The following is a 20,583-nucleotide window of genomic DNA, read 5'->3' as shown; positions in this document are numbered from 1 at the left end:
CCGCGGGAAAAAACGGACCAATCGTTTCTGTGGAACGGGAGCAATCATGACGCTGGAGTTCAGTCAGATACATCGCAACGATCATCTGCCCGGCCGGATCGCCGCGGAGATCGCCCGCGAAATCAATGATTCGAAACTCGGGCCGGGCGACAGGCTGCCGACGGAACATGTTCTGGCCAAAACCTTCGGCGTCAGCCGCTCGGTCATCCGTGAAGCGATCGCGCAATTGCGCAACGAAGGTTTTGTCGAAACACGGCAAGGCGTGGGCGCTTTCGTTACCGATCCCCGGCAGAGACTGTCCATTCGCATCGAGCGGTCCCGTCTGAACGATCCGGAAAATTTCCGCGATCTCTTCCAGCTTCGCATGCCGATGGAAATCGAGGCGGCGGGTCTGGCAGCACTCCACCGCAACCCGCAGCAGCTGGCGCGGCTGGCGGCGGCACTGGAAAAGATGCGAACAACCGACGACTGGTCGACGGAGGGCGTTGCGGCCGATCTAGACTTTCACCGTATTCTGGCGGAAGCGACGCAGAACGAATATTTCCTGATGTTTCTCGGCTTTATCGCAGAACGCATCAGCTCGGCTATCAACATCGCCTTCTCCCGTGCTATTTTCGGGGAAATCCTCGAGGTGACGATCGCCGAACACGTGGCAATCTTCGAAGCCGTCGAACGCGCCGATGCGACTGCGGCCAAGGATGCGATGCGCAAACATCTGCTCGGGGCAGCAAGCCGGGTCAATCTGGAACTGGATATCTTCTGAGCCGCAAACAGAAGCTTAAACGGCAAAGCTATAGGACAGGTTTCGCTGCTTTCCGGCAATCCAGAGGCGAAAGACGATAATTTTGTCTGCGGTGCCGCTAGACTCGCTGTAAAAGTCATACTAAGAAGAATGAGATTAGGTTGTCAGACATCCAGACAATATGACCGCAGGAGGCGGCTGTCGGAGGGCTGAAGGGGAGGATATATATGACCGGCTCAAGGTCCATCGACGCTACCGCTATTTTGCCTGAAGACTTTGAAAACGCCCTGCTCGTCGGCCGCGTATGGTCGAAAAGCGAAGGCGGCCCCTGCCCCGTTCTGCTCAAAGGCGGCGTGCTTTACGACCTCACCTCTCTTTCGCCGACCATGTCGGAACTTCTGGAAAAGACGGATCTGTTGGAGCTCCTTGCAGACACCGGCACATTCGTGGCGCTTGGCGCGCTCGAGGCCTTTCTGGATGGCTCCGCTGGTGAACTTCTCGCCCCCAACGATATTCAGGCCGTCAAGGCTGCAGGCGTGACCTTCGCCGACAGCATGCTGGAACGCGTGATCGAGGAGCAGGCCAAGGGCGATCCACTTCGCGCGCAGGAAATACGCGGACGGCTGGCGCCGGTTCTCGGCGACAATCTCAAGGGACTTGAGGCCGGTTCGGAAAAAGCAGCGGAAGTGAAGAAACTGCTACAGGAAATGGGCCTGTGGTCGCAATATCTGGAAGTTGGCATCGGTCCGGATGCGGAGATATTCTCCAAGGCGCAGGCCATGGCCTCCGTCGGCTGCGGCGCGCTGATCGGCGTTCACCCGAAGTCGCAGTGGAACAACCCGGAGCCGGAAGTGGTGCTGGCCATTGCCTCCGACGGCCGTATCGTTGGCGCGACGCTCGGCAACGACGTCAACCTGCGTGACTTCGAGGGCCGCTCCGCCCTCCTGCTCAGCAAGGCAAAAGACAACAACGCATCCTGCGCAATCGGTCCCTTCATCCGCCTGTTTGATGGACGCTTTACCATCGAAGACGTGAAGAAGGCGCAGATATCGCTTCTGGTCGAAGGCGAGGACGGCTTCACCATGACCGGTGCAAGCGCAATGCAGGCGATCAGCCGCACGCCGGAAAACCTCGCTTCCCAGCTCTTGAACCGCAACCATCAGTATCCTGACGGCGCCGTCTTTTTCCTTGGTACGATGTTCGCGCCGGTAAAGGACCGCCATGGCCCGGGTCTCGGCTTCACCCACTCCAAGGGCGACCGTGTCGAAATCTCCACGCCCAAGCTCGGCAAGCTGATCAACTGGGTCACGACGACAGACGAATGCCCGGAATGGACATTCGGCACCGCGGCCCTCATGCGCAACCTAGCGAAACGCGGGCTGCTCTAGGCAATCCAGCAAAACTGCATCGCGGTTTTGCGCCCAGAATTGCGAAAACCCATAGGTGGAGCATTGAGGGCGATCCTTCGTCGAAAATGCTCCAGATATTTCTTCGGGAGGGGAAAATGCAAAAGACCATCAATCTCTTTTACCGGATTCTCGAAATCATTCTCGTCCTGCTGCTCGCCGGCATGTCGATCATGGTCTTCGTCAACGTTGTCATGCGTTACACCATGAATTCCGGCATCAATATCTCGGAAGAATTGTCGCGATACTTCTTCGTATGGCTGACCTTCATCGGCGCCGTACTGACCTTCCGTGAAAACAGCCATATGGGCATCGAAACTCTCGTGATGTTCCTGTCGCGCCGCGCCCGTGTCGTGTGCATGGTCTTGTCGAACATTATCATTCTGGGCTGTTCCGCCATCTTCTTCTGGGGAACATGGAAGCAGTCTGCCATCAACGCCAGCATGCATGCGCCTGTCACCAAGCTGTCGATGATCTGGGTCTACGGCATCGGCATGTTCACCGGCGGTCTGATGTTCATCATCGCTCTGGAACGCCTCTACCGTTATGTGACGGGCCGCGTGACAGAGGATGAAATCGCCCAGTTCGCCGGCGAGAACCTCACGATCGAACAGCTTTCGGAGCGCTGATACCATGACACTTTTCGTTTTTGTCGGCTCTCTTCTCGGAGCCATGGCGATTGGCGTTCCCGTCGCTTTCTCGCTGATGTTCTGTGGCGTCGTGCTCATGTGGTACATGGGCATGTTCAACACCGCGATCATCGCCCAGAACATGATTTCGGGCGCGGACACCTTCACGCTGCTCGCCATCCCCTTCTTCATTCTGGCTGGCGAACTGATGAACTCCGGTGGTCTTTCCCGCCGCATCATCGACTTTGCGATTGCGCTTGTGGGCCATATCAGGGGCGGTCTCGGCATCGTGGCGATTGTCGCGGCCATCATCATGGCCAGCATCTCCGGTTCGGCCGCTGCCGACACCGCAGCCCTTGCCGCAATCCTCATCCCGATGATGGCGAAAGCCGGTTACAACATTCCGCGCTCCGGCGGCCTCATCGCTGCAGGCGGCATCATTGCCCCGGTCATTCCGCCCTCCATGGCCTTCATCGTCTTCGGCGTCGCCGCCAACGTTTCGATCACCCAGCTTTTCCTTGCTGGTATCGTACCCGGCATTCTGATGGGCATTTCGCTGATCATCGCCTGGCTGATCGTGGTCCGAAAGGATAACATCAAGCCCCTGCCCAAGACCTCGGGCAAGGAACGTCTGGTTGCCACGGTCCGCGCCGGCTGGGCGCTTGGCATGCCGGTCATCATTCTGGGCGGCATCAAGGCAGGCATCATGACGCCGACGGAAGCCGCCGTTGTCGCTGCCGGCTACGCTCTTTTCGTCGGCATGGTGATCTACCGCGAACTGAAGCCGGCGGATCTGTTCCACGTTCTTCTGCGCGCTGCCAAGAGCACTTCGATCATCATGTTCCTTGTCTGCGCAGCCCTCGTCTCCGCATGGCTCATCACGGCTGCGAACATTCCAAACGAAGTCGCCGGTTATATCGAACCGCTGATCGATCGTCCGATGCTTCTGATGGTTGCCATGATGGTGCTGGTCTTCATCGTAGGAACCGCGCTCGACCTGACACCGACCATCCTGATCCTGACGCCCGTTCTGATGCCCATCGTCAAGCAGGCAGGCATCGACCCGGTCTATTTCGGCGTCCTCTTCATCATCAACAATGCCATCGGCCTGATTACCCCGCCGGTCGGTGTCGTGCTGAACGTCGTCTCAGGCGTCGGACGCATCCCGCTCGGCAAGGTCACGATCGGTGTATGGCCTTTCCTCGTTGCAGAAACCATCGTTCTGGCGTTGCTCGTGATTTTCCCGGACATCGTGATGGTTCCGCTGCAGTACCTTCGTTAATCGCCACTTCTCAACCAAAATCCAAGGGAGGATATTATGAGAAAGCTTCTTCTGACCACCACGGCCATCGCTTTCGCGGTGGGCGCCGCAGCCCCGGCAATGGCTGAATTCAACAGCCGCAACATCCGCGTTTCGAACGGCATCAACCAGGACCACCCGGTCGGCAACGGCATCAAGGCCATGCAGGCCTGCCTCGACGACAAGTCGGGCGGCAAGCTGAAGCTGACGGCATTCTGGGGCGGCGCTCTCGGCGGCGACCTTCAGGCGACGCAGGCCCTACGCTCCGGCGTTCAGGAAGCGGTTGTTACGTCCTCGTCACCGCTCGTCGGCCTGATCCCGTCGCTCGGCGTCTTCGACCTGCCGTTCCTGTTTTCCAACGCCAAGGAAGCCGATGCCGTGATGGATGGCGCCTTCGGCGACATGATGAACAAGAAGCTGGAAGAACAGGGCCTCGTAAACCTGGCCTACTGGGAAAACGGTTTCCGCAACCTCTCGAACTCCAAGCACGCCGTGAACAAGTGGGAAGACTTTTCCGGCCTGAAGGTTCGCGTGATGCAGAACAACATCTTCCTCGACACCTTCCAGAACCTCGGCGCCAATGCAACGCCGATGGCTTTCGGTGAAGTGTTCTCGGCACTTGAAACCAACGCGATCGACGCACAGGAAAACCCCTATGTGACGATCGACACCTCCAAGTTCTACGAGGTGCAGAAGTACATCACCGAGACGAACCACGCCTACACGCCGTTCCTCTTCCTCTTCTCCAAGCCGATCTTCGACAGCTACACGCCCGAAGAACAGACGGCCCTGCGCGAATGCGCAGTCGTCGGCCGTGACGAAGAGCGCAAGGTCATCCGCGAACTGAACCAGAAGTCGCTGGAAAAGATCAAGGCTGCAGGACTTGAAGTGAACTCGCTGTCTGCGGAAGAGCAGGCACGTATCCGCGAAAAGTCGATGGTCGTCTACGAAAAGCACAAGGCTGAAATCGGTGCCGACGTCGTTGACGCCGTTCTGGCGGACCTGAAGAAGATCCGCGGCCAGTAATCCTGTCTGGATAAAATTAAAACACCCGGAGGTCAGCCTCCGGGTGTTTTTGTTTATGCGAATACAGAAAAGAAAAAGGCTGCCAAAGCAGCCTCTTCCAGAAAATCAGGACGCCGTGCGGTTTTGCCGGTTGGCGATGAGATCTTCGACCACCGCGGGATCTGCAAGCGTCGATGTATCCCCAAGCGCGCCGAAATCATCCTCCGCGATCTTGCGCAGAATACGCCGCATGATCTTACCCGAACGGGTCTTCGGCAGGCCTGGCGCGAACTGGATCTTGTCTGGCGTCGCAACCGGCCCGATCTCGTTGCGGACGTGCTTTACCAGCTCCTCGCGCAGCGCATAGTCGCCGCTCTGGCCTGCCATCAACGTGACATAACAATAAATGCCCTGCCCCTTGATGGCATGCGGGTAACCCACGACCGCCGCTTCCGAAACCTGATGATGCGAAACAAGTGCCGACTCGACTTCGGCGGTGCCGAGGCGGTGGCCGGAGACGTTAAGCACGTCATCGACGCGGCCAGTGATCCAGTAATAACCGTCCTCATCGCGCCGGCAGCCGTCACCGGTGAAGTACTTGCCCTTATAGGTCGAGAAGTAGGTGTCGACGAAGCGCTGGTGATCCCCGTAAACAGATCGCGACTGGCCCGGCCAGCTATCAATGATGCAGAGATTGCCGTCGGCCGGCCCCTCCAGCACGTTGCCTTCGGCATCGACCAGCTGCGGCTGCACGCCGAAGAACGGCCTCGTCGCCGAACCCGGCTTCAGGTCCGTCGCACCCGGCAGCGGCGAGATGAGAATGCCGCCCGTTTCCGTCTGCCACCAGGTATCGACGATGGGGCTCTTGTCCTCGCCGACCACATGGTAATACCACTCCCACGCTTCGGGATTGATCGGCTCGCCCACCGTGCCGAGAAGCCGCAGGCTTTCGCGCGACGAACGCGTGACGAACTGGTCGCCCGCCCCCATCAGGGATCGGAGCGCCGTCGGTGCGGTGTAGAAGATGTTGACCTTGTGCTTGTCGATGACTTCCCAGAACCGTCCCTGATCCGGGAAGTTGGGAACGCCTTCGAACATCAGCGTCGTCGCACAGTTCGCCAGCGGCCCGTAGACGATGTAGGAATGGCCGGTGACCCAGCCGACATCGGCGGTACACCAGAAGACCTCCCCGTCCTTGTAGTCGAAGACGTATTCATGCGTCATCGACGTATAGACGAGATAGCCGCCCGTGGTGTGCAGCACGCCCTTCGGCTTGCCGGTGGAGCCTGACGTGTAGAGGATGAACAGCGGATCTTCCGCCCTCATCTTCACCGGCGGGCAATCCGGTTTCACCGTGGCGATTTCCTGATGGTACCAGATGTCGCGGCCGGGCGCCCAGCCGGTCTTGCCGCCGGTGCGGCGCACGACCAGAACCTTGTTGACGATGACATATTGCTTGGCGGCAATATCGATCGCCTTGTCGGTATTTTCCTTGAGCGGGATCGGCTTGCCGCCACGCACGCCTTCATCGCAGGTGATGACGAAGGTGGACTGGCAATCGACGATGCGGCCGGCCAGCGCTTCCGGCGAGAAGCCGCCGAACACGACCGAATGAATGGCGCCGATGCGGGCGCAGGCGAGCATGGCATAGGCCGCCTCGGGTATCATCGGCATATAGATGGTGACCCGGTCGCCCTTCTTGACACCATGCTTCTTCAGCACGTTCGCCAGGCGGCAGACATAGTCATAGAGCTGATTGTAGGTGATCTTCTTGTCGATATAGGGATTGTCACCTTCCCAGATGATCGCCGTGCGTTCGCCATGCGTCTTCAGGTGCCGGTCGATGCAGTTGTAGGAGACGTTCGTCAGGCCGTCCTCGAACCACTTGATCGGCACTCTTCCCTTGAAGGACGTGTTCTTGACCTTGGTATAGGGCTTGAACCAGTCGATCCGCCGGCCGTGCTTGTCCCAGAACTTCTCGGGATCCTCGACGCTCTCCTGATACCATTTCTGGTAACGCTCATTGTCGATGAGCGTGCGGGCTTTCGCCGATTTGAGCACGGGGTAGATTTTGGCAGACATGAACTCCTCCTGGAACCAGATATGGCTTGATATGCGCGACCTTGAGACTCCCACCTCAGGCATGTGTTGAATTCATAGCAGTTCAAATGCACACGGCAATTAGACAAAGGCATTTGTTTCGCAAAGAATTGCAATTATGATGCAATCCGGTTATAGAGCGCCAATATCCCGGAAATCAGTGGTTGATACCACGCCCGCGACCCCGGCGCGGACGGACAGAAGGACTGTATCTATGGCTCAACAATTGCTCATGCCAAAAGCTACGGCTGTATGGCTGGTAGACAACACCGCGCTGTCGTTCGATCAGATCGCCACGTTCTGCAAACTGCATCCGCTCGAAGTCAAGGCAATCGCCGACGGTGAAGCCGCGCAGGGCATCAAGGGCCTCGACCCGATCGCGACCGGACAGCTTTCCCGCGACGAGATCGCCCGCGCTGAAGGCAACCCGAACCACAAGCTCAAGCTTTCCGAGCCAAAGGTTCGTGTGCCGGAATCCAAGCGCCGTGGCCCGCGCTACACGCCGGTTTCCAAGCGTCAGGATCGTCCGAACGCCATTCTCTGGCTGGTCCGCAATCATCCTGAGCTGAAGGACGCGCAGATTTCGCGTCTTGTTGGCACCACCAAATCCACCATCGAGCAGATCCGCGACCGCACCCACTGGAACTCGGCAAACCTCACCCCGATGGACCCGGTAACGCTTGGTCTCTGCAGCCAGATCGATCTCGATCTTGAAGTTGAACGCGCATCGCGCGGCCGCCCGCTGCCGACAGCAGAAGAGCTTGGCAACACGCTGCAGCCGGCAACGGCGACGGAAGGTCTGGATTACAACTTCCAGCGCGACGAAGAAGAAAAGCAGATCGACGCGGACGCCGTCTTCAAGAAGCTCAGCTCGCTGAAATCGGCTCCGAAGGACGAAGACGAGGACGATCACTACTGATCGAAAGTCTTTCCGTTTATGAAAACCCGGCCGTCGTGCCGGGTTTTTTGTTTTCAGAGCTTCAGGGCACTTCCAGTAAACCGGCTATGCGCTTTGCCGGAAATGCTCTAGCGGGCACCGAAGATTGCCGAGCCGACACGCACGCTGGTGGCGCCGAATTCTATCGCAGTCTCGAAGTCCCCCGACATGCCCATGGAAAGCTTCTCGAGGCCGCATTGTCTGGCAAGCTTCGCCAGAAGCGCAAAATGCGGACCGGGATTTTCATCCGCAGGCGGAATGCACATCAGGCCCTCTACCGACAATTTCAGCTCGTCCCGGCAAAAAGCCACGAAGGCGACGGTCTCGCGTGGATCGATGCCAGCCTTCTGTGGCTCCAGCCCGGTATTGACCTGCACATAAAAACGAAGGCTGCGGCCCTGTTTGACGCATTCCTCAGAAAGCGCACGGGCGATCTTTTCCCGATCAACGCTCTGTACGACGTCGAACAGCGCAACTGCATCCGCCGCCTTGTTGGATTGCAGCGGCCCGATCAGGTGCAGCTCTATACCCGATGTCTTTTCTTTAAGCGCAGGCCACTTGCCCTGCGCTTCCTGTACGCGGTTCTCGCCGAACACGCGCTGGCCGCTGTCGATCACCGGCTGGATCTCTTGCGCATCGAACGTCTTCGAGACGGCGACGAGAGAAACATCCGTCGCCTTGCGGCCGGACTTTTCCGCTGTCTCCGCTATGCGTTGCCTGACATCCTCAAGACGTGCTTCGATTTCCATCACAGGACCTCTATTTGAAACATTCTGAACGCTAACTAGACGCCGATTGCCTTGATGCCAAGCGGGTTTAGCACCATTTGAGGCACGCTGGCCAAGATTGAACGCCCGGAGGCCCCGCCAAACTTGACGCCCCGGTCGTTTCATGGTGAAGGTCAGCGCAAATTTTTCCCCTCGATACCCGGAATTCTAAACAATGGCCATCGAACGTTACAATCCTCGCGACGCCGAGCCGCGCTGGCAGCAGAAATGGAACGAAGACAAGGTTTTCGTGACCGACAACAGCGATCCGCGCGAGAAGTATTACGTTCTAGAGATGTTTCCCTACCCGTCGGGACGCATTCACATGGGCCACGTCCGCAACTACGCGATGGGCGATGTCGTTGCGCGCTACAAGCGCGCGCGCGGCTTCAACGTTCTGCACCCCATGGGCTGGGACGCCTTCGGCATGCCTGCCGAAAACGCGGCTATGCAGAACAAGGTTCACCCGAAGGACTGGACCTATCAGAACATCGCCACCATGCGTGGCCAGCTGAAATCCATGGGCCTGTCGCTGGACTGGACCCGCGAATTTGCGACCTGCGATGTGGAATATTACCACCGCCAGCAGGCGCTGTTCGTCGATTTCATGGAAAAGGGTCTGGTCTACCGCAAGCAGTCCAAGGTCAACTGGGATCCGGTCGACCATACCGTTCTGGCCAATGAGCAGGTCATCGACGGCCGCGGCTGGCGTTCCGGCGCGCTGGTCGAACAGCGCGAATTGACGCAGTGGTTCTTCCGAATCACCGATTTCAGCCAGGATCTGCTGGACGAGCTGGACACGCTGGATCAGTGGCCGGAAAAAGTACGCCTGATGCAGAAGAACTGGATCGGCCGCTCCGAAGGCCTTTCGCTGCGCTGGCAGACCGTTGCTGGCACAGTGCCGGAAGGCTTTGCCGACATCACTGTTTATACCACGCGTCCCGACACTCTGTTCGGCGCATCCTTCCTGGCAATCGCCGCCGACCATCCGCTGGCAAGAGAGCTGTCGGAGAAGAACCCTGATATTGCCGAGTTCTGCGACGAGTGCCGCCGCCATGGCACGTCTCTCGCAGCGCTGGAAACAGCGGAAAAGAAGGGTATCGATACCGGCGTCAAGGTCGTGCATCCGCTGGACCCGACGTGGGAACTGCCGGTCTATGTCGCCAACTTCGTGCTGATGGACTACGGCACCGGCGCGATATTCGGCTGCCCTTCGGGTGACCAGCGCGATCTGGATTTCGCCCGTAAATACGATTTGCCGGTGGTGGCCGTCGTTGCACCGGAAGGCCCCGACGCTGCCAGCTTCACCATTCAAGACGTCGCCTTCACCGATGATGGCGTGATGATCAACTCCGGCTTCCTGAACGGCATGAACACGACTGACGCCTTTGAGGCGGTCGTGCAGAAGCTCTCTGCCCAGACGCTGGGCAACACGCCGCAGGCCGAGCGCAAGGTCAATTTCCGCCTGCGCGACTGGGGCATTTCCCGCCAGCGTTACTGGGGTTGCCCGATACCCGTCATCCATTGCGAAGTCTGCGGCGTAGTTCCGGTTCCGAAGAAGGACCTGCCGGTCAAGCTGCCCGACGACGTGACCTTCGACGTGCCCGGCAACCCACTGGATCGCCACCCCACATGGCGTCACGTTGCCTGCCCGCAATGCGGCCATGACGCACGCCGTGAAACCGACACGATGGACACATTCGTCGATTCCAGCTGGTACTACACGCGCTTCACCGCGCCTTGGGAAGATGAGCCGACGGATCCGAAGGCCGCAAACCACTGGCTGCCGGTGGACCAGTATATCGGCGGCATCGAGCATGCTATTCTGCACTTGCTCTATTCGCGCTTCTTCACCCGCGCCATGCGCGAGACCGGCCATGTCGGCGTCAAGGAGCCCTTCAAGGGCCTCTTCACGCAGGGCATGGTTGTGCACGAGACCTACAGCCACGGTGAAGGCCTGACCCGTGAATGGGTAGCGCCCGCCGACCTGCGCATCGAAGAGACTGACGGCGCCCGCCGGGCATTCCTCTTGTCCTCCGGCGCGGAAGTGAAAATCGGCTCGATCGAGAAGATGTCGAAGTCGAAGAAGAACGTGGTCGACCCGGATGACATCATCGCATCCTACGGTGCGGATACCGCTCGCTTCTTCGTCCTGTCGGATTCCCCGCCCGACCGCGACGTCATCTGGTCCGAAGCCGGTGTGGAAGGCTCAAACCGCTTCGTACAGCGCGTCTGGCGCATCATCGGCGAAGTCGCGACCGAACTGAAGAGCGTCACGCCGAAGCCCGCGAGCGAGGGCGAGGGCCTGGCAGTATCCAAGGCGGCCCATAAGACGCTGAAGGCCGTTCAGGAGGATCTGGACAAGCTTGCCTTCAACAAGGCGATCGCCCGCATCTACGAACTGGTCAACGCGCTCGCAGCTCCGCTGGCGGATGTCGCGGCTGGTGGCAAGCCTGATGACGTCAAGGCGGCGGCGCGTGATGCCGTCGAAATCCTCATTCGCATCATTGCCCCCATGACGCCGCATCTGGCCGAAGAATGCTGGTCGGCGCTGGGCAACGAGGGTCTCGTCGCCCAGACGCCGTGGCCAACTTTTGTACCCTCGCTGGTCGAGGAAAACGATGTGGTCATGCCCGTTCAGGTCAACGGCAAGAAGCGCGGCGAATTGACAATCGCGCGCGATGCGGATCAAGATGCGGTCCGAGCGGCTGCCCTTGCGCTGGATGCCGTCAAATCCATTCTTGCCGGTGGCGAGCCCAAAAAAGTCATCGTGGTTCCGCAGAGGATTGTGAACATTGTTGTCTGACGTTTTTTCGAGATGGAGCCGCGTTGCGGCAGCAGTTTCCGTCGTGATGATGGCCGGTCTTCTGGCAGGCTGCCAGGTTCGCCCGCTTTACGGCGAGGCTTCCGGAACCAAGGAGAGACTGGCGGCTGTCAGCATCTCTAATGCCGGCGACCGCATAACGCAGGAAGTGCGCAATCAGCTGATCTTCCTGGTGTCCGGCGGTGCGGGTGAACCGGCTACGGCTCAGTACAACGTCAAGTTATCCGTAAGCTCGAGCGCCACGTCCACGGAAGTCGAGAACTACGATCTGACGACCCGTACCAACAGCAATTATAACGGCCCTTACCCAGGCCGTGTTGTGATGAACGGTAATTACGTCCTGACGCGTATTTCCGACGGCCAGATCCTGCGCTCCGCGCGGCGTAGCGTAACGGCGCAGGTGGATCTGCCACAGCAGGAATTCGCCAAGATCAGGGCGATCCGCGACGCAGAAAACCGTGCGGCCCGGGAACTGGCTGAAATCATCCGTACCGATATCGCTGCCACCCTTGGCCGCTGAGAGCGGCGGCCATGGCAGAGATAAAATCGCATGAATTTGAGCGCTTCGCCGAAAATCCGGCGGAGCGCTTTCGCGTTTTCGTGCTCTACGGCCCGGATCGCGGCCTCGTGTCGGAGCGGGCCAACCTCATCGCCAAAAAGACCGGCATTGACCCGGATGACGCCTTTGCATCGTTGAAGCTGAGCGCATCCGACCTGCAGGGCGATCCCGGCCGCCTTCTCGACGAGGTGAACGCCATCGGCCTTTTCGGTGGCGAAAAACTCGTCTGGATCAAAAGTGCCTCGGCTGAAAAGGCGCTGGTGGATGCTCTCCAGATTCTGGCTGAGACGCCGCCCGAAGCCAGCTTTCTCATCATCGAGGCCGGCGACATCAAAAAAGGCACGGGCCTGCGCAAGATCGCAGAACCCGCTCGCTCTATCGCAGCAATCCCGTGTTATGCGGATGACGCCCGTTCGTTGAATGCGTTGATCGATCAGGAACTGTCTGCCGACAATCTGCGCATTGCCCCGGCCGCACGGCAGAGGCTGATCGAGCAGTTGGGCGGCGACCGGATTGCCTCGCGCAACGAGATCCGCAAGCTTGCGCTCTATTGCCGTGGCGCAGAGGTGATCGAGGAAGATGATGTGCTGGCAATCATCGGCGATGCCAGCACGGTTTCGGCTGACGACGCCGTCGATGCCATCCTGAAGGGCGACAGAAACGCCTTTTTCCACGCCACCCAGAAGATCGTCTCGTCGAAGACGCCGATCTTTCTCGTGCTTCAGGGATGCCTCAAGCAATTTCAGTTGCTGGATCAGATGCGTGCCGAAATGGATGAGAAAAAGCAGCAGGCCGGGCAGGTCATGCAAACGCTTGGACGCCACATCCATTTTCGCAGGAAACCGGTGATCGAGAGAGCGTTGCGAACCTGGCAGCCAGCGGCGATCGCCCGTGAGATGAACCGCCTGCAAGCGGCCATATTGCAAAGCCGCCAGCGCCAAAGCCTGGAAGACAGCGTGGCGCTTTTGACCCTGCTATCGACCACATTGCAATCAGGCCGCGGCGGATAACTCGCTGAAGGTCGGCAAAAAGCCCTCACGCTGACGCTGCGAGGGCTTTTAAAATCATGATACCAAGGACACCAGTCGTTGAGAACTCAGTCGCCCTTACCCGGCTCGGCAGAGAAATAAAGCTCGAGCTTGCCTGTCACGCCATCCATTTCCTTGGCTTCCGGCAAGGGGTCGCGCTTGATGGTGATATTCGGCCAGATCGCCGCATATTCCGTATTCAGCTTCAGCCACTTGTCGAGACCCGGCTCAGTGTCGGGCTTGATCGCTTCGGCAGGACATTCCGGTTCGCACACACCACAATCGATGCATTCGTCAGGATTGATAGCGAGGAAATTTTCACCCTCGTAAAAGCAGTCGACAGGGCAGACTTCAACGCAATCGGTGTATTTGCAGCGGATGCAATTGTCGGTCACGACATATGTCATGATGAACTCCAGAATATGCAGGCCGGGTCTGTGGGCTTCGGAACACAAGCCGTCGCCCGGAATTCAGACAGGGCAATTTTGCAAGTGAGGTAATGCCTTTGCCTTCAGATAGCAAGGATAAACAATTCTGAAAAACCGCTAAGACTTGAAGGTTTATTCTATTCTTTGTTTCCGTCGCTGTCCGACAGGAACCTGTCGAGCGCCCTGCGCTCTTTTTTGGTGGGGCGACCGCTTCCCGGCTGACGTATCGCCTGCTCCAGCGGGCTCAGCCTGTCGGAAGGCTCGCGCGGCGGCGTCAGATCGTCGTAGAGAAGTTTGGCCTCTTCATAGGGCCCGCGCCGCTCGCCCCCGGATTTGACGACAAGCACCTTGTCCATGCGCTCGAAACCGATATCGAGCCTGTCACCAGCCTTTACCAGATGGCTGGGCTGGCGAATGGAGACACCGTTGACCTTGACCTTGCCCGACTGAATGTAGCTCTGGGCAAGTGAACGGGATTTGGCCATGCGGGCAAAGAACAGCCACTTGTCCAGACGCTGACGCGTGCTTTCGAGTGGCTGTTCGTTGCTCCCCATAGCTTACTTCTTCAGCTGCTCCTTGAGAGCAGCAAGCTTGGCGAAGGGCGAATCCGGATCGATCGGCTTTTCCTTACGCGGCGGCTTGGCTTCGAAACGCTGCTGACCCTGCGGTTTCCCGCCACGGTCGTTGCGGTCCGGCCTGTCCTTGCGCTCCCCGCGATCCTGACGATCATTATTGCGGTTGTTGCCACGGTCGGGACGTCCGCCATCACGCTTGCGCTCGCCGTCACCGCCACGATTGGCAGCCTCGCGATTTGCTCCGTCACGATTATCGCGACGGCCTTCGCCACGACGTTCACCCTGTTCGCGTGGCGCCTGATCGCGACCCTCGCCACGGCCTTGACCGCGGTTGCCGGGACGACGGTTTTCACCACGCTGGTTTTCGTTGCGACCACCCGGACGCCACAGAAGAACAGGCTTCGGCTCGGCAGCCTCGGCGCTTTCCGTCGGCGCAGCCTCGCTAACAGCAGCCTCTTGGCCCACAGCTTCCGCAACCGGCGCTTCTTCAGCAGCTTCGACAGTGGTCGTCTCGGGAACCTGCTCTTCCGAAGCCGGTTCCTCGTGTTCGGTCTCTGCGCTCTCGTCTTCCGTCACCGCTTCAGAAGCGGCCGGAGCGGCAGCACCGGTCTGGTTGGCGAGGAAGGCCTGCGCCTCTTCCGCCGTTACCTGATCGGCACGATAACCGAGACCCTTGAGGATTTCTTCCATGTCGTCGAGCGTTGCGCCGAGAATGGAAAGCATTGCGGTCGTCGTCGTGAAACGGCGGCCGTCATAAGCGCCTTCCGGACGCGGCTGCTGACCGGGCTTCCACTGCAACAGCGGACGGATGAGATCGGCCAGACGCTCGAGAATGTCGATACGCACGGCGCGCTTTCCGAGGAAACGGAAACCGGCGAGCTTGTAGAACATCCGCTCGAAGGTCGGGTCCGTCACGACAGAGGTGCGACCGGCGGCCAGCACCGGAATGAGATCGCCGTAACCCGGCTTGCCGAGACCATCGTTCTTCAGCGCCCAGAGCAGCGTGACAAGCTCCGCCGGAGCGGGCTTGAGAAGCGCGGGCAGGAAGACGTGATAGGCGCCGAAACGCACGCCGTAGCGGCGCATGGAGGCACGCGCATCCTGATCCAGCGACTTCACGTCTTCGGTGACGTCGCGGCGGAACAGGACACCGAGATTTTCGACCAGCTGGAACGCCAGCCCCTTCGCCAGACCCTGAAGGTCTTCGGCGCGCGAAATATCGTCCAGCGGCTTCAGCACGGTCGCAATCTGATGATTGACGAAACGTTCGACGCGCGCCAGCGCATGATCGCGGGCATTGCCGCTCAACTGCTCGTCGGCAAAGAGGATCACGCGCGGCTTCATGATATTGTCGCCTGCCGAAAGGCGGGCCACCGGTTCGCCCAACCAGCGAACCAGACCATCGGAGCTCAAAGCGAGATCACCGTTTCCGCTGGCGTGCAGACGCGCGGCACGCGCCTCGTATTCGAGCGCGAGCGCCTTCTGCGCAGCAGCCTGCACGGCCTTCTGATCCGGCCCTTCCATTCCCGGCACCGGCGTGAACCGGAACCCGGCCAACTGGCCGACGTGATGTCCTTCTACGAAGACATCACCATTTACACTGATTTCAGCTTCAAGCATCGCATTCTCTCTCAGGCGCCTCATGAGCACAGATGTCCTGCGATCAACAAAGCGTTTCGTCAACCTTTCATGTAGAGCATCGGACAATCGATCTTCGATTTCCCGCGTCTTTTCTTGCCAGTGTGTCGGATCGGCAAGCCATCCTGGGCGGTTCGATACATAAGTCCATGTTCTGATCTGCGCAATCCTTGCAGACAAGGTATCGATCTCTCCATCGGTACGATCGGCGCGGCGCACCTGTTCGCCCATGAAATCTTCGTTCACCGTGCCACGTTTTACCAGATCGAAATAGAGCGTTGAGATCAGATCAGCATGTTGAGCGGGCGCAATGCGGCGATAATCCGGAAGCGCGCAGGCCTCCCAGAGTTTTTCCACCCGCGCCTCCGTCGTCGCCACGTCGATGATTTCAGGGTAGCGCGACAGATATTCGAGCGCCTGCTGGTCGATCGCCGGCAAGGCCCGTGACAGTCCCTGGATCGCCGGGGCAGCTTCGAGGCTCAGACGCAGATTGGTGATGGAGGAAAAATCGAAATTTTTCGTCCGCCATTGCAGCACCTTCACCGAGTCGAACTGATGGGTTTCGATACGCTCCACCAACTCGTCGTCAAATGGATCGACGCGCCCCGTCACGCCAAAGGTGCCATCGCGAAGATGGCGGCCGGCGCGGCCGGCGATCTGGCCGATCTCGCCCGGATTGAGATTGCGGAACTGATAGCCGTCGAACTTGCGGTCCTGCGCAAAGGCGACATGATCGACATCAAGGTTGAGGCCCATGCCGATGGCATCAGTCGCCACGAGATATTCTACGTCGCCGGACTGGTAGAGCCCCACCTGGGCGTTGCGCGTACGCGGCGAAAGCGCGCCCATCACAACGGCTGCGCCACCACGCTGGCGGCGTACCAGCTCGGCAATGGCATAGACCTCTTCAGCCGAAAAGGCGACGATTGCCGTGCGTTGCGGCAGGCGGGTTATCTTCTTCTGGCCCGCATAAAAAAGCTGCGACAGGCGCGGACGTTCGACCACGGTAATTCCCGGCAGCAGCTTTTCGAGGATCGGGCGCATCGTGCCCGCACCCAGAAGCAGCGTTTCCTCCCGCCCGCGCAGATGCAGCACGCGGTCGGTAAAGATATGCCCGCGCTCCAGATCACCCGCCAGCTGCACTTCATCGATGGCGACGAATGCGGCCGTCGTCTCGCGCGGCATGGCTTCCACCGTGCAGACGGAATATTTGGCTTTAGGAGGGGCGATCTTTTCTTCGCCGGTTATCAGCGCCACATTCGGCGCGCCCACCTTTTCGACAAGACGGGTATAGACCTCACGCGCCAGAAGGCGCAGCGGAAGGCCGATGACACCGTTGCCATGTGCCACCATGCGCTCGATGGCGTAATGGGTCTTGCCGGTATTGGTGGGGCCGAGAACGGCCGTGACACCGCGGCCGCTCAGGATCATGGGGCGAAAATTCAACGTACTATCCGTGAATCGACTTCATCTGCTTGCTGTACCGCCCGCCATTCACTGATACGGGCCGCACACGCAACACACATGGCAATGCCCGCCGACAAAGGCAATAGGCCTTGTCCGCAAAGTGGTAACAGGTCCTTCCTCGCCGGAATTTTCCTTTTTGATTCAGATACTTGAAATATTAAAAAGAATCCGGCGAAACCGGAATTGATTCGGATACGGAACAGTCTGCGAACGAATCGAATACGAATCGCTGACTCCAATGGATTCAGCTTTTGTTCTCCGCAACATCTGGTTGGCAGATGCCTGCCCTATACCAGATTGTGAATCCGGATAAGTCCTTGTCCGGATTCAGCTTTGCGGCACCGGCTTCCGGCGGAAAATACCGGAATCGACTGTCAAGCGGCAATCGCTGAAAAGCCGCTCCGGCACAGGCAGGAACGGCAGTATCAGAGCGCCTCGCCGGCAAGCAGGCGCGGCGCGCCCGCATCTGTCGTACCGGCAGCCTGACCGATGAAATAGGATTTGAGACCCGGCAAACGATCGACCACACCCAGACCGAAATCACGCATGACGCGAATGGGACCGACATCATTGGAGAAAAGCCGGTTCAGCACATCCGTCGTCACACCCATCCGCAACGTGTCGAAACGCCGCCAGGACTGGTAACGGTCGAGAACGTTGAGAGAGCCGATATCAAGGCCGAGGCGGTCGGCCTCGACCACGGTTTCGGCCAGTGCCGCAACATCCTTGAAGCCGAGATTGAGGCCCTGACCGGAAATCGGGTGAATTCCATGCGCCGCATCGCCGGCAAGTGCAAAACGTGGCGCGACGAAGGAACGCGCCAGCGTCAAGCCCAGCGGAAAGGCGCGACGGGGACCGACGGGACGGACCGGACCGAGCTTGTGGCCGAACCGGCGTTCAAGTTCCTCCTCGAACACCAGATCGTCGGCAGCAACCAGCCTGTCGGCATCGGCCGTACGTTCGGTCCAGACAAGCGAGGAGCGGTTCCCTTTCAAGGGAAGCACGGCGAAAGGCCCCGACGGCAGAAAATGTTCCTCCGCGCAGCCCTCATGCGGCCGCTCGTGTTCAACGGTGGTGACGATCCCGGACTGATCGTAATTCCAGTGTACGGTTTTTATTCCTGCCATATCCCGCAAAGCCGAGCGGACCCCATCGCAGGCTATGAGCAGTCGCGCCTCAAGCGACGAGCCGTCGGAAAGTGAAATAGCCGTCGATTGCGGGCCGGCGGAAAAACCGGAAACACTGAGACCATGGCGGATTTCGACGCCGAGGCGCTCACACAGGCCTCGCAGCGCACCCACCATCGCGACATTCGGGACCATATGAGCGAAGGGCCTGCCCTCCTCCACCGCGCCGTCGAATGTCAAAAACACCGGGCGAACCGGATCGGCGGTCTTCGAATCGGTGACGATCATCTTGTGGATCGGCTGGGCCTCCGGCTCGATCTCGTTCCATATGCCGAAAACGTCGAGCATACGCGTGGCCGCCGCGATAATGGCGGAGGCGCGGACGTCCTTCTTCCAGACATCCTCGGGAGCGGCTTCAACCACCTGCACATTAAGATGTCCGGCTGCCTGCTTAATTGCGACAGCAACGGAAAGGCCGACATAACCGCCGCCTGCCACCACCACGTCCACCATCGCGCTTCTCCTCAAATCTTGTGCACGCATCATCGGCGCACTATAGACCATGTGACGTCTTCCTACAGCCGGAGCAGGCCGAAAAAATGTCGCATCCCTCGCAAACGTCAGATCCGATGGCCAATCTGATATCCACACTCGATCTCGAGAAGCTGGAAGAAAACCTGTTTCGGGGTGAAAGCCCACAAATCGGCTGGCAGCGCGTTTTCGGCGGCCAGGTCATCGCGCAGGCATTGATCGCAGCTCAACGAACCGTGGATGACGACCGTTTCGTTCATTCACTGCATTCCTATTTCATGCGCCCCGGCGACCCGCTGGTGCCCATCCTCTACCAGGTGGAGCGCATTCGCGACGGTGCTAGCTTCTGCACCCGGCGCGTGGTCGCCATCCAGCATGGCAAGGCAATCTTCTCCATGTCGGCGTCATTCCAGATCGTCGAGGACGGATTCGATCATCAGATAAAAATGCCGGATGTGACGCCGCCCGAAAGGCTGATGAGTGAAGATGAGATGCAGGCGGCCTTCCTCGCCAACGCACCCGCTTCGATCCGAAAATACTGGAGCAACAAGCGCCCGATAGAGATCCGGCCGGTTTCGCTGACACATTATATTTCGAAAGAAAAGCTGGAACCGCAGCAGGATATCTGGGTTCGCGCTGTCGGCGATGTGCCGGACGATCCACGTTTCCAGTCGGCCATTCTCGCTTATCTCTCGGATATGACGTTGCTCGACACGTCGCTCTATGCCCACGGAACGACGATCTTCGATCCGGCCATTCAGGTGGCGAGCCTCGATCACGCCATGTGGTTCCACCGTCCCTGCCGGCTGGACGACTGGCTGCTCTACACGCAGGACAGCCCCAGCGCCTCGGGAGCACGCGGTCTGACCCGTGGCAATATTTTCACCAGACAGGGTGAACTGATCGCCTCCGTCGCACAGGAAGGTTTGATCCGCAAAAGGGCAAATGCTTAAATAATGCGCTTTTTTGAAAAATCGCACATTTAATAGACGAAAATTGCGCCACCCAATGCCCGTTTTTCAGACGCCCGTCATATAATTTTTATATTTCAATAACTTAGATGCCGCATCAAAACTGGCACGCCCTTTGAATGTATGTCCGTAGTCGCTGTTACTGATCTGCCAGCGCGAGGAGAGTCGGCTCCGTGCCGAGGACAAACAAAGGATGGGAAACCAGATGAAAATTGTGATGGCCATTATCAAGCCGTTCAAGCTGGATGAAGTGCGCGAAGCGCTCACCGGCGTCGGCATCCAAGGCCTGACCGTGACCGAGGTAAAGGGTTACGGACGCCAGAAGGGACATACCGAGATTTATCGCGGCACGGAATATGCGGTGAGCTTTCTTCCCAAACTGAAGATCGAGATCGCGGTTGCATCAGACGTCGTCGACAAGGCTGTCGAGGCAATCGCGTCGGCTGCAAAAACCGGGCAGATCGGTGACGGCAAGATCTTCGTTTACTCTATCGAACAGGCCGTGCGCATCCGTACCGGCGAAACCAACACAGAAGCGCTTTGAAGCAC

At 58.9% G+C, this 20,583-nt stretch carries 17 protein-coding genes; 11 read left to right on the top strand and 6 right to left on the bottom strand.

The window, feature by feature from the left end; genetic code table 11:
* Nucleotides 1-46 precede the first annotated feature (46 nt).
* The 5 genes from ACQZ6D_RS24090 (at nt 47) to ACQZ6D_RS24070 (ending at nt 5,103) form a co-directional block, all read left to right on the top strand.
* Nucleotides 47-763: a FadR/GntR family transcriptional regulator gene (locus ACQZ6D_RS24090; protein WP_003516533.1), complete on the top strand. Its 717-nt coding sequence runs from the start codon at nt 47-49 to the stop codon at nt 761-763.
* A gap of 206 nt (nt 764-969) precedes the next feature.
* Entirely contained in the window at nt 970-2,130 is a 1,161-nt protein-coding gene (locus ACQZ6D_RS24085; RefSeq protein WP_065705126.1) for a fumarylacetoacetate hydrolase family protein, read from the top strand.
* 116 nt (nt 2,131-2,246) lie between these two features.
* Complete coding sequence (locus ACQZ6D_RS24080) at nt 2,247-2,777, top strand: TRAP transporter small permease (protein ID WP_003516529.1); 531 nt, start codon at nt 2,247-2,249, stop codon at nt 2,775-2,777.
* 4 nt (nt 2,778-2,781) lie between these two features.
* Nucleotides 2,782-4,059, top strand: a complete 1,278-nt coding sequence (locus ACQZ6D_RS24075) for a TRAP transporter large permease (protein WP_003516526.1) — start codon at nt 2,782-2,784, stop codon at nt 4,057-4,059.
* Nucleotides 4,060-4,095: 36 nt separating this feature from the next.
* Nucleotides 4,096-5,103: a TRAP transporter substrate-binding protein gene (locus tag ACQZ6D_RS24070; protein ID WP_003516523.1), complete on the top strand. Its 1,008-nt coding sequence runs from the start codon at nt 4,096-4,098 to the stop codon at nt 5,101-5,103.
* Nucleotides 5,104-5,208: 105 nt separating this feature from the next.
* Here the strand turns inward: ACQZ6D_RS24070 and acs are convergent, their stop codons facing one another.
* Complete coding sequence (gene acs / locus ACQZ6D_RS24065; RefSeq protein ID WP_003516521.1) at nt 5,209-7,164, bottom strand: acetate--CoA ligase; 1,956 nt, start codon at nt 7,162-7,164, stop codon at nt 5,209-5,211.
* Nucleotides 7,165-7,396: 232 nt separating this feature from the next.
* Here acs and ACQZ6D_RS24060 point away from each other — a divergent pair, with 232 nt between their 5' ends.
* The gene (locus tag ACQZ6D_RS24060; RefSeq protein WP_003516519.1) at nt 7,397-8,101 is read left to right on the top strand and encodes a DUF1013 domain-containing protein; all 705 of its coding nucleotides are present in this window, start codon (nt 7,397-7,399) and stop codon (nt 8,099-8,101) included.
* 107 nt (nt 8,102-8,208) lie between these two features.
* Here ACQZ6D_RS24060 and ACQZ6D_RS24055 read toward each other — a convergent pair whose 3' ends face one another.
* Complete coding sequence (locus ACQZ6D_RS24055; RefSeq protein ID WP_003516516.1) at nt 8,209-8,868, bottom strand: YggS family pyridoxal phosphate-dependent enzyme; 660 nt, start codon at nt 8,866-8,868, stop codon at nt 8,209-8,211.
* A gap of 193 nt (nt 8,869-9,061) precedes the next feature.
* Between ACQZ6D_RS24055 and leuS the strand changes: the two genes are divergently transcribed.
* From leuS to holA, 3 genes are read left to right on the top strand one after another with little or no spacing between them, the layout of a single operon-like run.
* The gene (gene leuS, locus ACQZ6D_RS24050) at nt 9,062-11,692 is read left to right on the top strand and encodes a leucine--tRNA ligase (protein ID WP_065662957.1); all 2,631 of its coding nucleotides are present in this window, start codon (nt 9,062-9,064) and stop codon (nt 11,690-11,692) included.
* A gap of 46 nt (nt 11,693-11,738) precedes the next feature.
* On the top strand, nt 11,739-12,230 hold the full coding sequence (gene lptE / locus ACQZ6D_RS24045; RefSeq protein WP_003516512.1) for an LPS assembly lipoprotein LptE: 492 nt from the start codon (nt 11,739-11,741) through the stop codon (nt 12,228-12,230).
* Between the two features lie 11 nt (nt 12,231-12,241).
* On the top strand, nt 12,242-13,279 hold the full coding sequence (holA, locus tag ACQZ6D_RS24040; protein ID WP_003516510.1) for a DNA polymerase III subunit delta: 1,038 nt from the start codon (nt 12,242-12,244) through the stop codon (nt 13,277-13,279).
* Between the two features lie 86 nt (nt 13,280-13,365).
* Here holA and fdxA read toward each other — a convergent pair whose 3' ends face one another.
* The 4 genes from fdxA to ACQZ6D_RS24020 form a co-directional block, all read right to left on the bottom strand.
* A complete protein-coding gene (gene fdxA / locus ACQZ6D_RS24035) occupies nt 13,366-13,704 on the bottom strand; it encodes a ferredoxin FdxA (RefSeq protein ID WP_003516508.1) in 339 nt (112 codons plus the stop codon).
* Nucleotides 13,705-13,862: 158 nt separating this feature from the next.
* Nucleotides 13,863-14,279, bottom strand: coding sequence for an RNA-binding S4 domain-containing protein (locus ACQZ6D_RS24030; protein WP_003516506.1), 417 nt, complete (start codon nt 14,277-14,279; stop codon nt 13,863-13,865).
* Nucleotides 14,280-14,282: 3 nt separating this feature from the next.
* The gene (locus ACQZ6D_RS24025; RefSeq protein WP_025594635.1) at nt 14,283-17,369 is read right to left on the bottom strand and encodes a helicase-related protein; all 3,087 of its coding nucleotides are present in this window, start codon (nt 17,367-17,369) and stop codon (nt 14,283-14,285) included.
* Nucleotides 17,370-17,830: 461 nt separating this feature from the next.
* Nucleotides 17,831-19,183: a ubiquinone biosynthesis hydroxylase gene (locus ACQZ6D_RS24020; protein WP_410170277.1), complete on the bottom strand. Its 1,353-nt coding sequence runs from the start codon at nt 19,181-19,183 to the stop codon at nt 17,831-17,833.
* Between ACQZ6D_RS24020 and tesB the strand changes: the two genes are divergently transcribed.
* Together tesB and ACQZ6D_RS24010 are read left to right on the top strand one after the other, a co-directional pair.
* Nucleotides 19,132-20,016: an acyl-CoA thioesterase II gene (gene tesB / locus ACQZ6D_RS24015; RefSeq protein WP_026330899.1), complete on the top strand. Its 885-nt coding sequence runs from the start codon at nt 19,132-19,134 to the stop codon at nt 20,014-20,016. The genes ACQZ6D_RS24020 and tesB overlap by 52 nt on opposite strands.
* Before the next feature lie 211 nt (nt 20,017-20,227).
* Nucleotides 20,228-20,578 (top strand): P-II family nitrogen regulator, encoded by a 351-nt coding sequence (locus tag ACQZ6D_RS24010; protein WP_019565993.1) that lies wholly within the window; start codon nt 20,228-20,230, stop codon nt 20,576-20,578.
* The last annotated feature ends 5 nt before the right edge of the window (nt 20,579-20,583 follow it).

Source organism: Agrobacterium sp. 22-3639C2 (genome assembly GCF_053522105.1).
This window is presented reverse-complemented; position numbering and strand designations above follow the sequence as displayed.

Bases quoted from the DNA above. Each gene is read 5' to 3' on its own strand.
- ACQZ6D_RS24030 (WP_003516506.1), bottom strand. From the start codon at position 14,279: ATGGGGAGCAACGAACAGCCACTCGAAAGCACGCGTCAGCGTCTGGAC.
- tesB (WP_026330899.1), top strand. From the start codon at position 19,132: ATGTCGCATCCCTCGCAAACGTCAGATCCGATGGCCAATCTGATATCC.
- ACQZ6D_RS24025 (WP_025594635.1), bottom strand. From the start codon at position 17,369: ATGATCCTGAGCGGCCGCGGTGTCACGGCCGTTCTCGGCCCCACCAAT.
- fdxA (WP_003516508.1), bottom strand. From the start codon at position 13,704: ATGACATATGTCGTGACCGACAATTGCATCCGCTGCAAATACACCGAT.
- ACQZ6D_RS24055 (WP_003516516.1), bottom strand. From the start codon at position 8,868: ATGGAAATCGAAGCACGTCTTGAGGATGTCAGGCAACGCATAGCGGAG.
- lptE (WP_003516512.1), top strand. From the start codon at position 11,739: ATGATGGCCGGTCTTCTGGCAGGCTGCCAGGTTCGCCCGCTTTACGGC.
- ACQZ6D_RS24070 (WP_003516523.1), top strand. From the start codon at position 4,096: ATGAGAAAGCTTCTTCTGACCACCACGGCCATCGCTTTCGCGGTGGGC.
- holA (WP_003516510.1), top strand. From the start codon at position 12,242: ATGGCAGAGATAAAATCGCATGAATTTGAGCGCTTCGCCGAAAATCCG.
- acs (WP_003516521.1), bottom strand. From the start codon at position 7,164: ATGTCTGCCAAAATCTACCCCGTGCTCAAATCGGCGAAAGCCCGCACG.
- ACQZ6D_RS24085 (WP_065705126.1), top strand. From the start codon at position 970: ATGACCGGCTCAAGGTCCATCGACGCTACCGCTATTTTGCCTGAAGAC.
- ACQZ6D_RS24080 (WP_003516529.1), top strand. From the start codon at position 2,247: ATGCAAAAGACCATCAATCTCTTTTACCGGATTCTCGAAATCATTCTC.
- ACQZ6D_RS24090 (WP_003516533.1), top strand. From the start codon at position 47: ATGACGCTGGAGTTCAGTCAGATACATCGCAACGATCATCTGCCCGGC.
- ACQZ6D_RS24060 (WP_003516519.1), top strand. From the start codon at position 7,397: ATGGCTCAACAATTGCTCATGCCAAAAGCTACGGCTGTATGGCTGGTA.
- leuS (WP_065662957.1), top strand. From the start codon at position 9,062: ATGGCCATCGAACGTTACAATCCTCGCGACGCCGAGCCGCGCTGGCAG.
- ACQZ6D_RS24075 (WP_003516526.1), top strand. From the start codon at position 2,782: ATGACACTTTTCGTTTTTGTCGGCTCTCTTCTCGGAGCCATGGCGATT.
- ACQZ6D_RS24010 (WP_019565993.1), top strand. From the start codon at position 20,228: ATGGGAAACCAGATGAAAATTGTGATGGCCATTATCAAGCCGTTCAAG.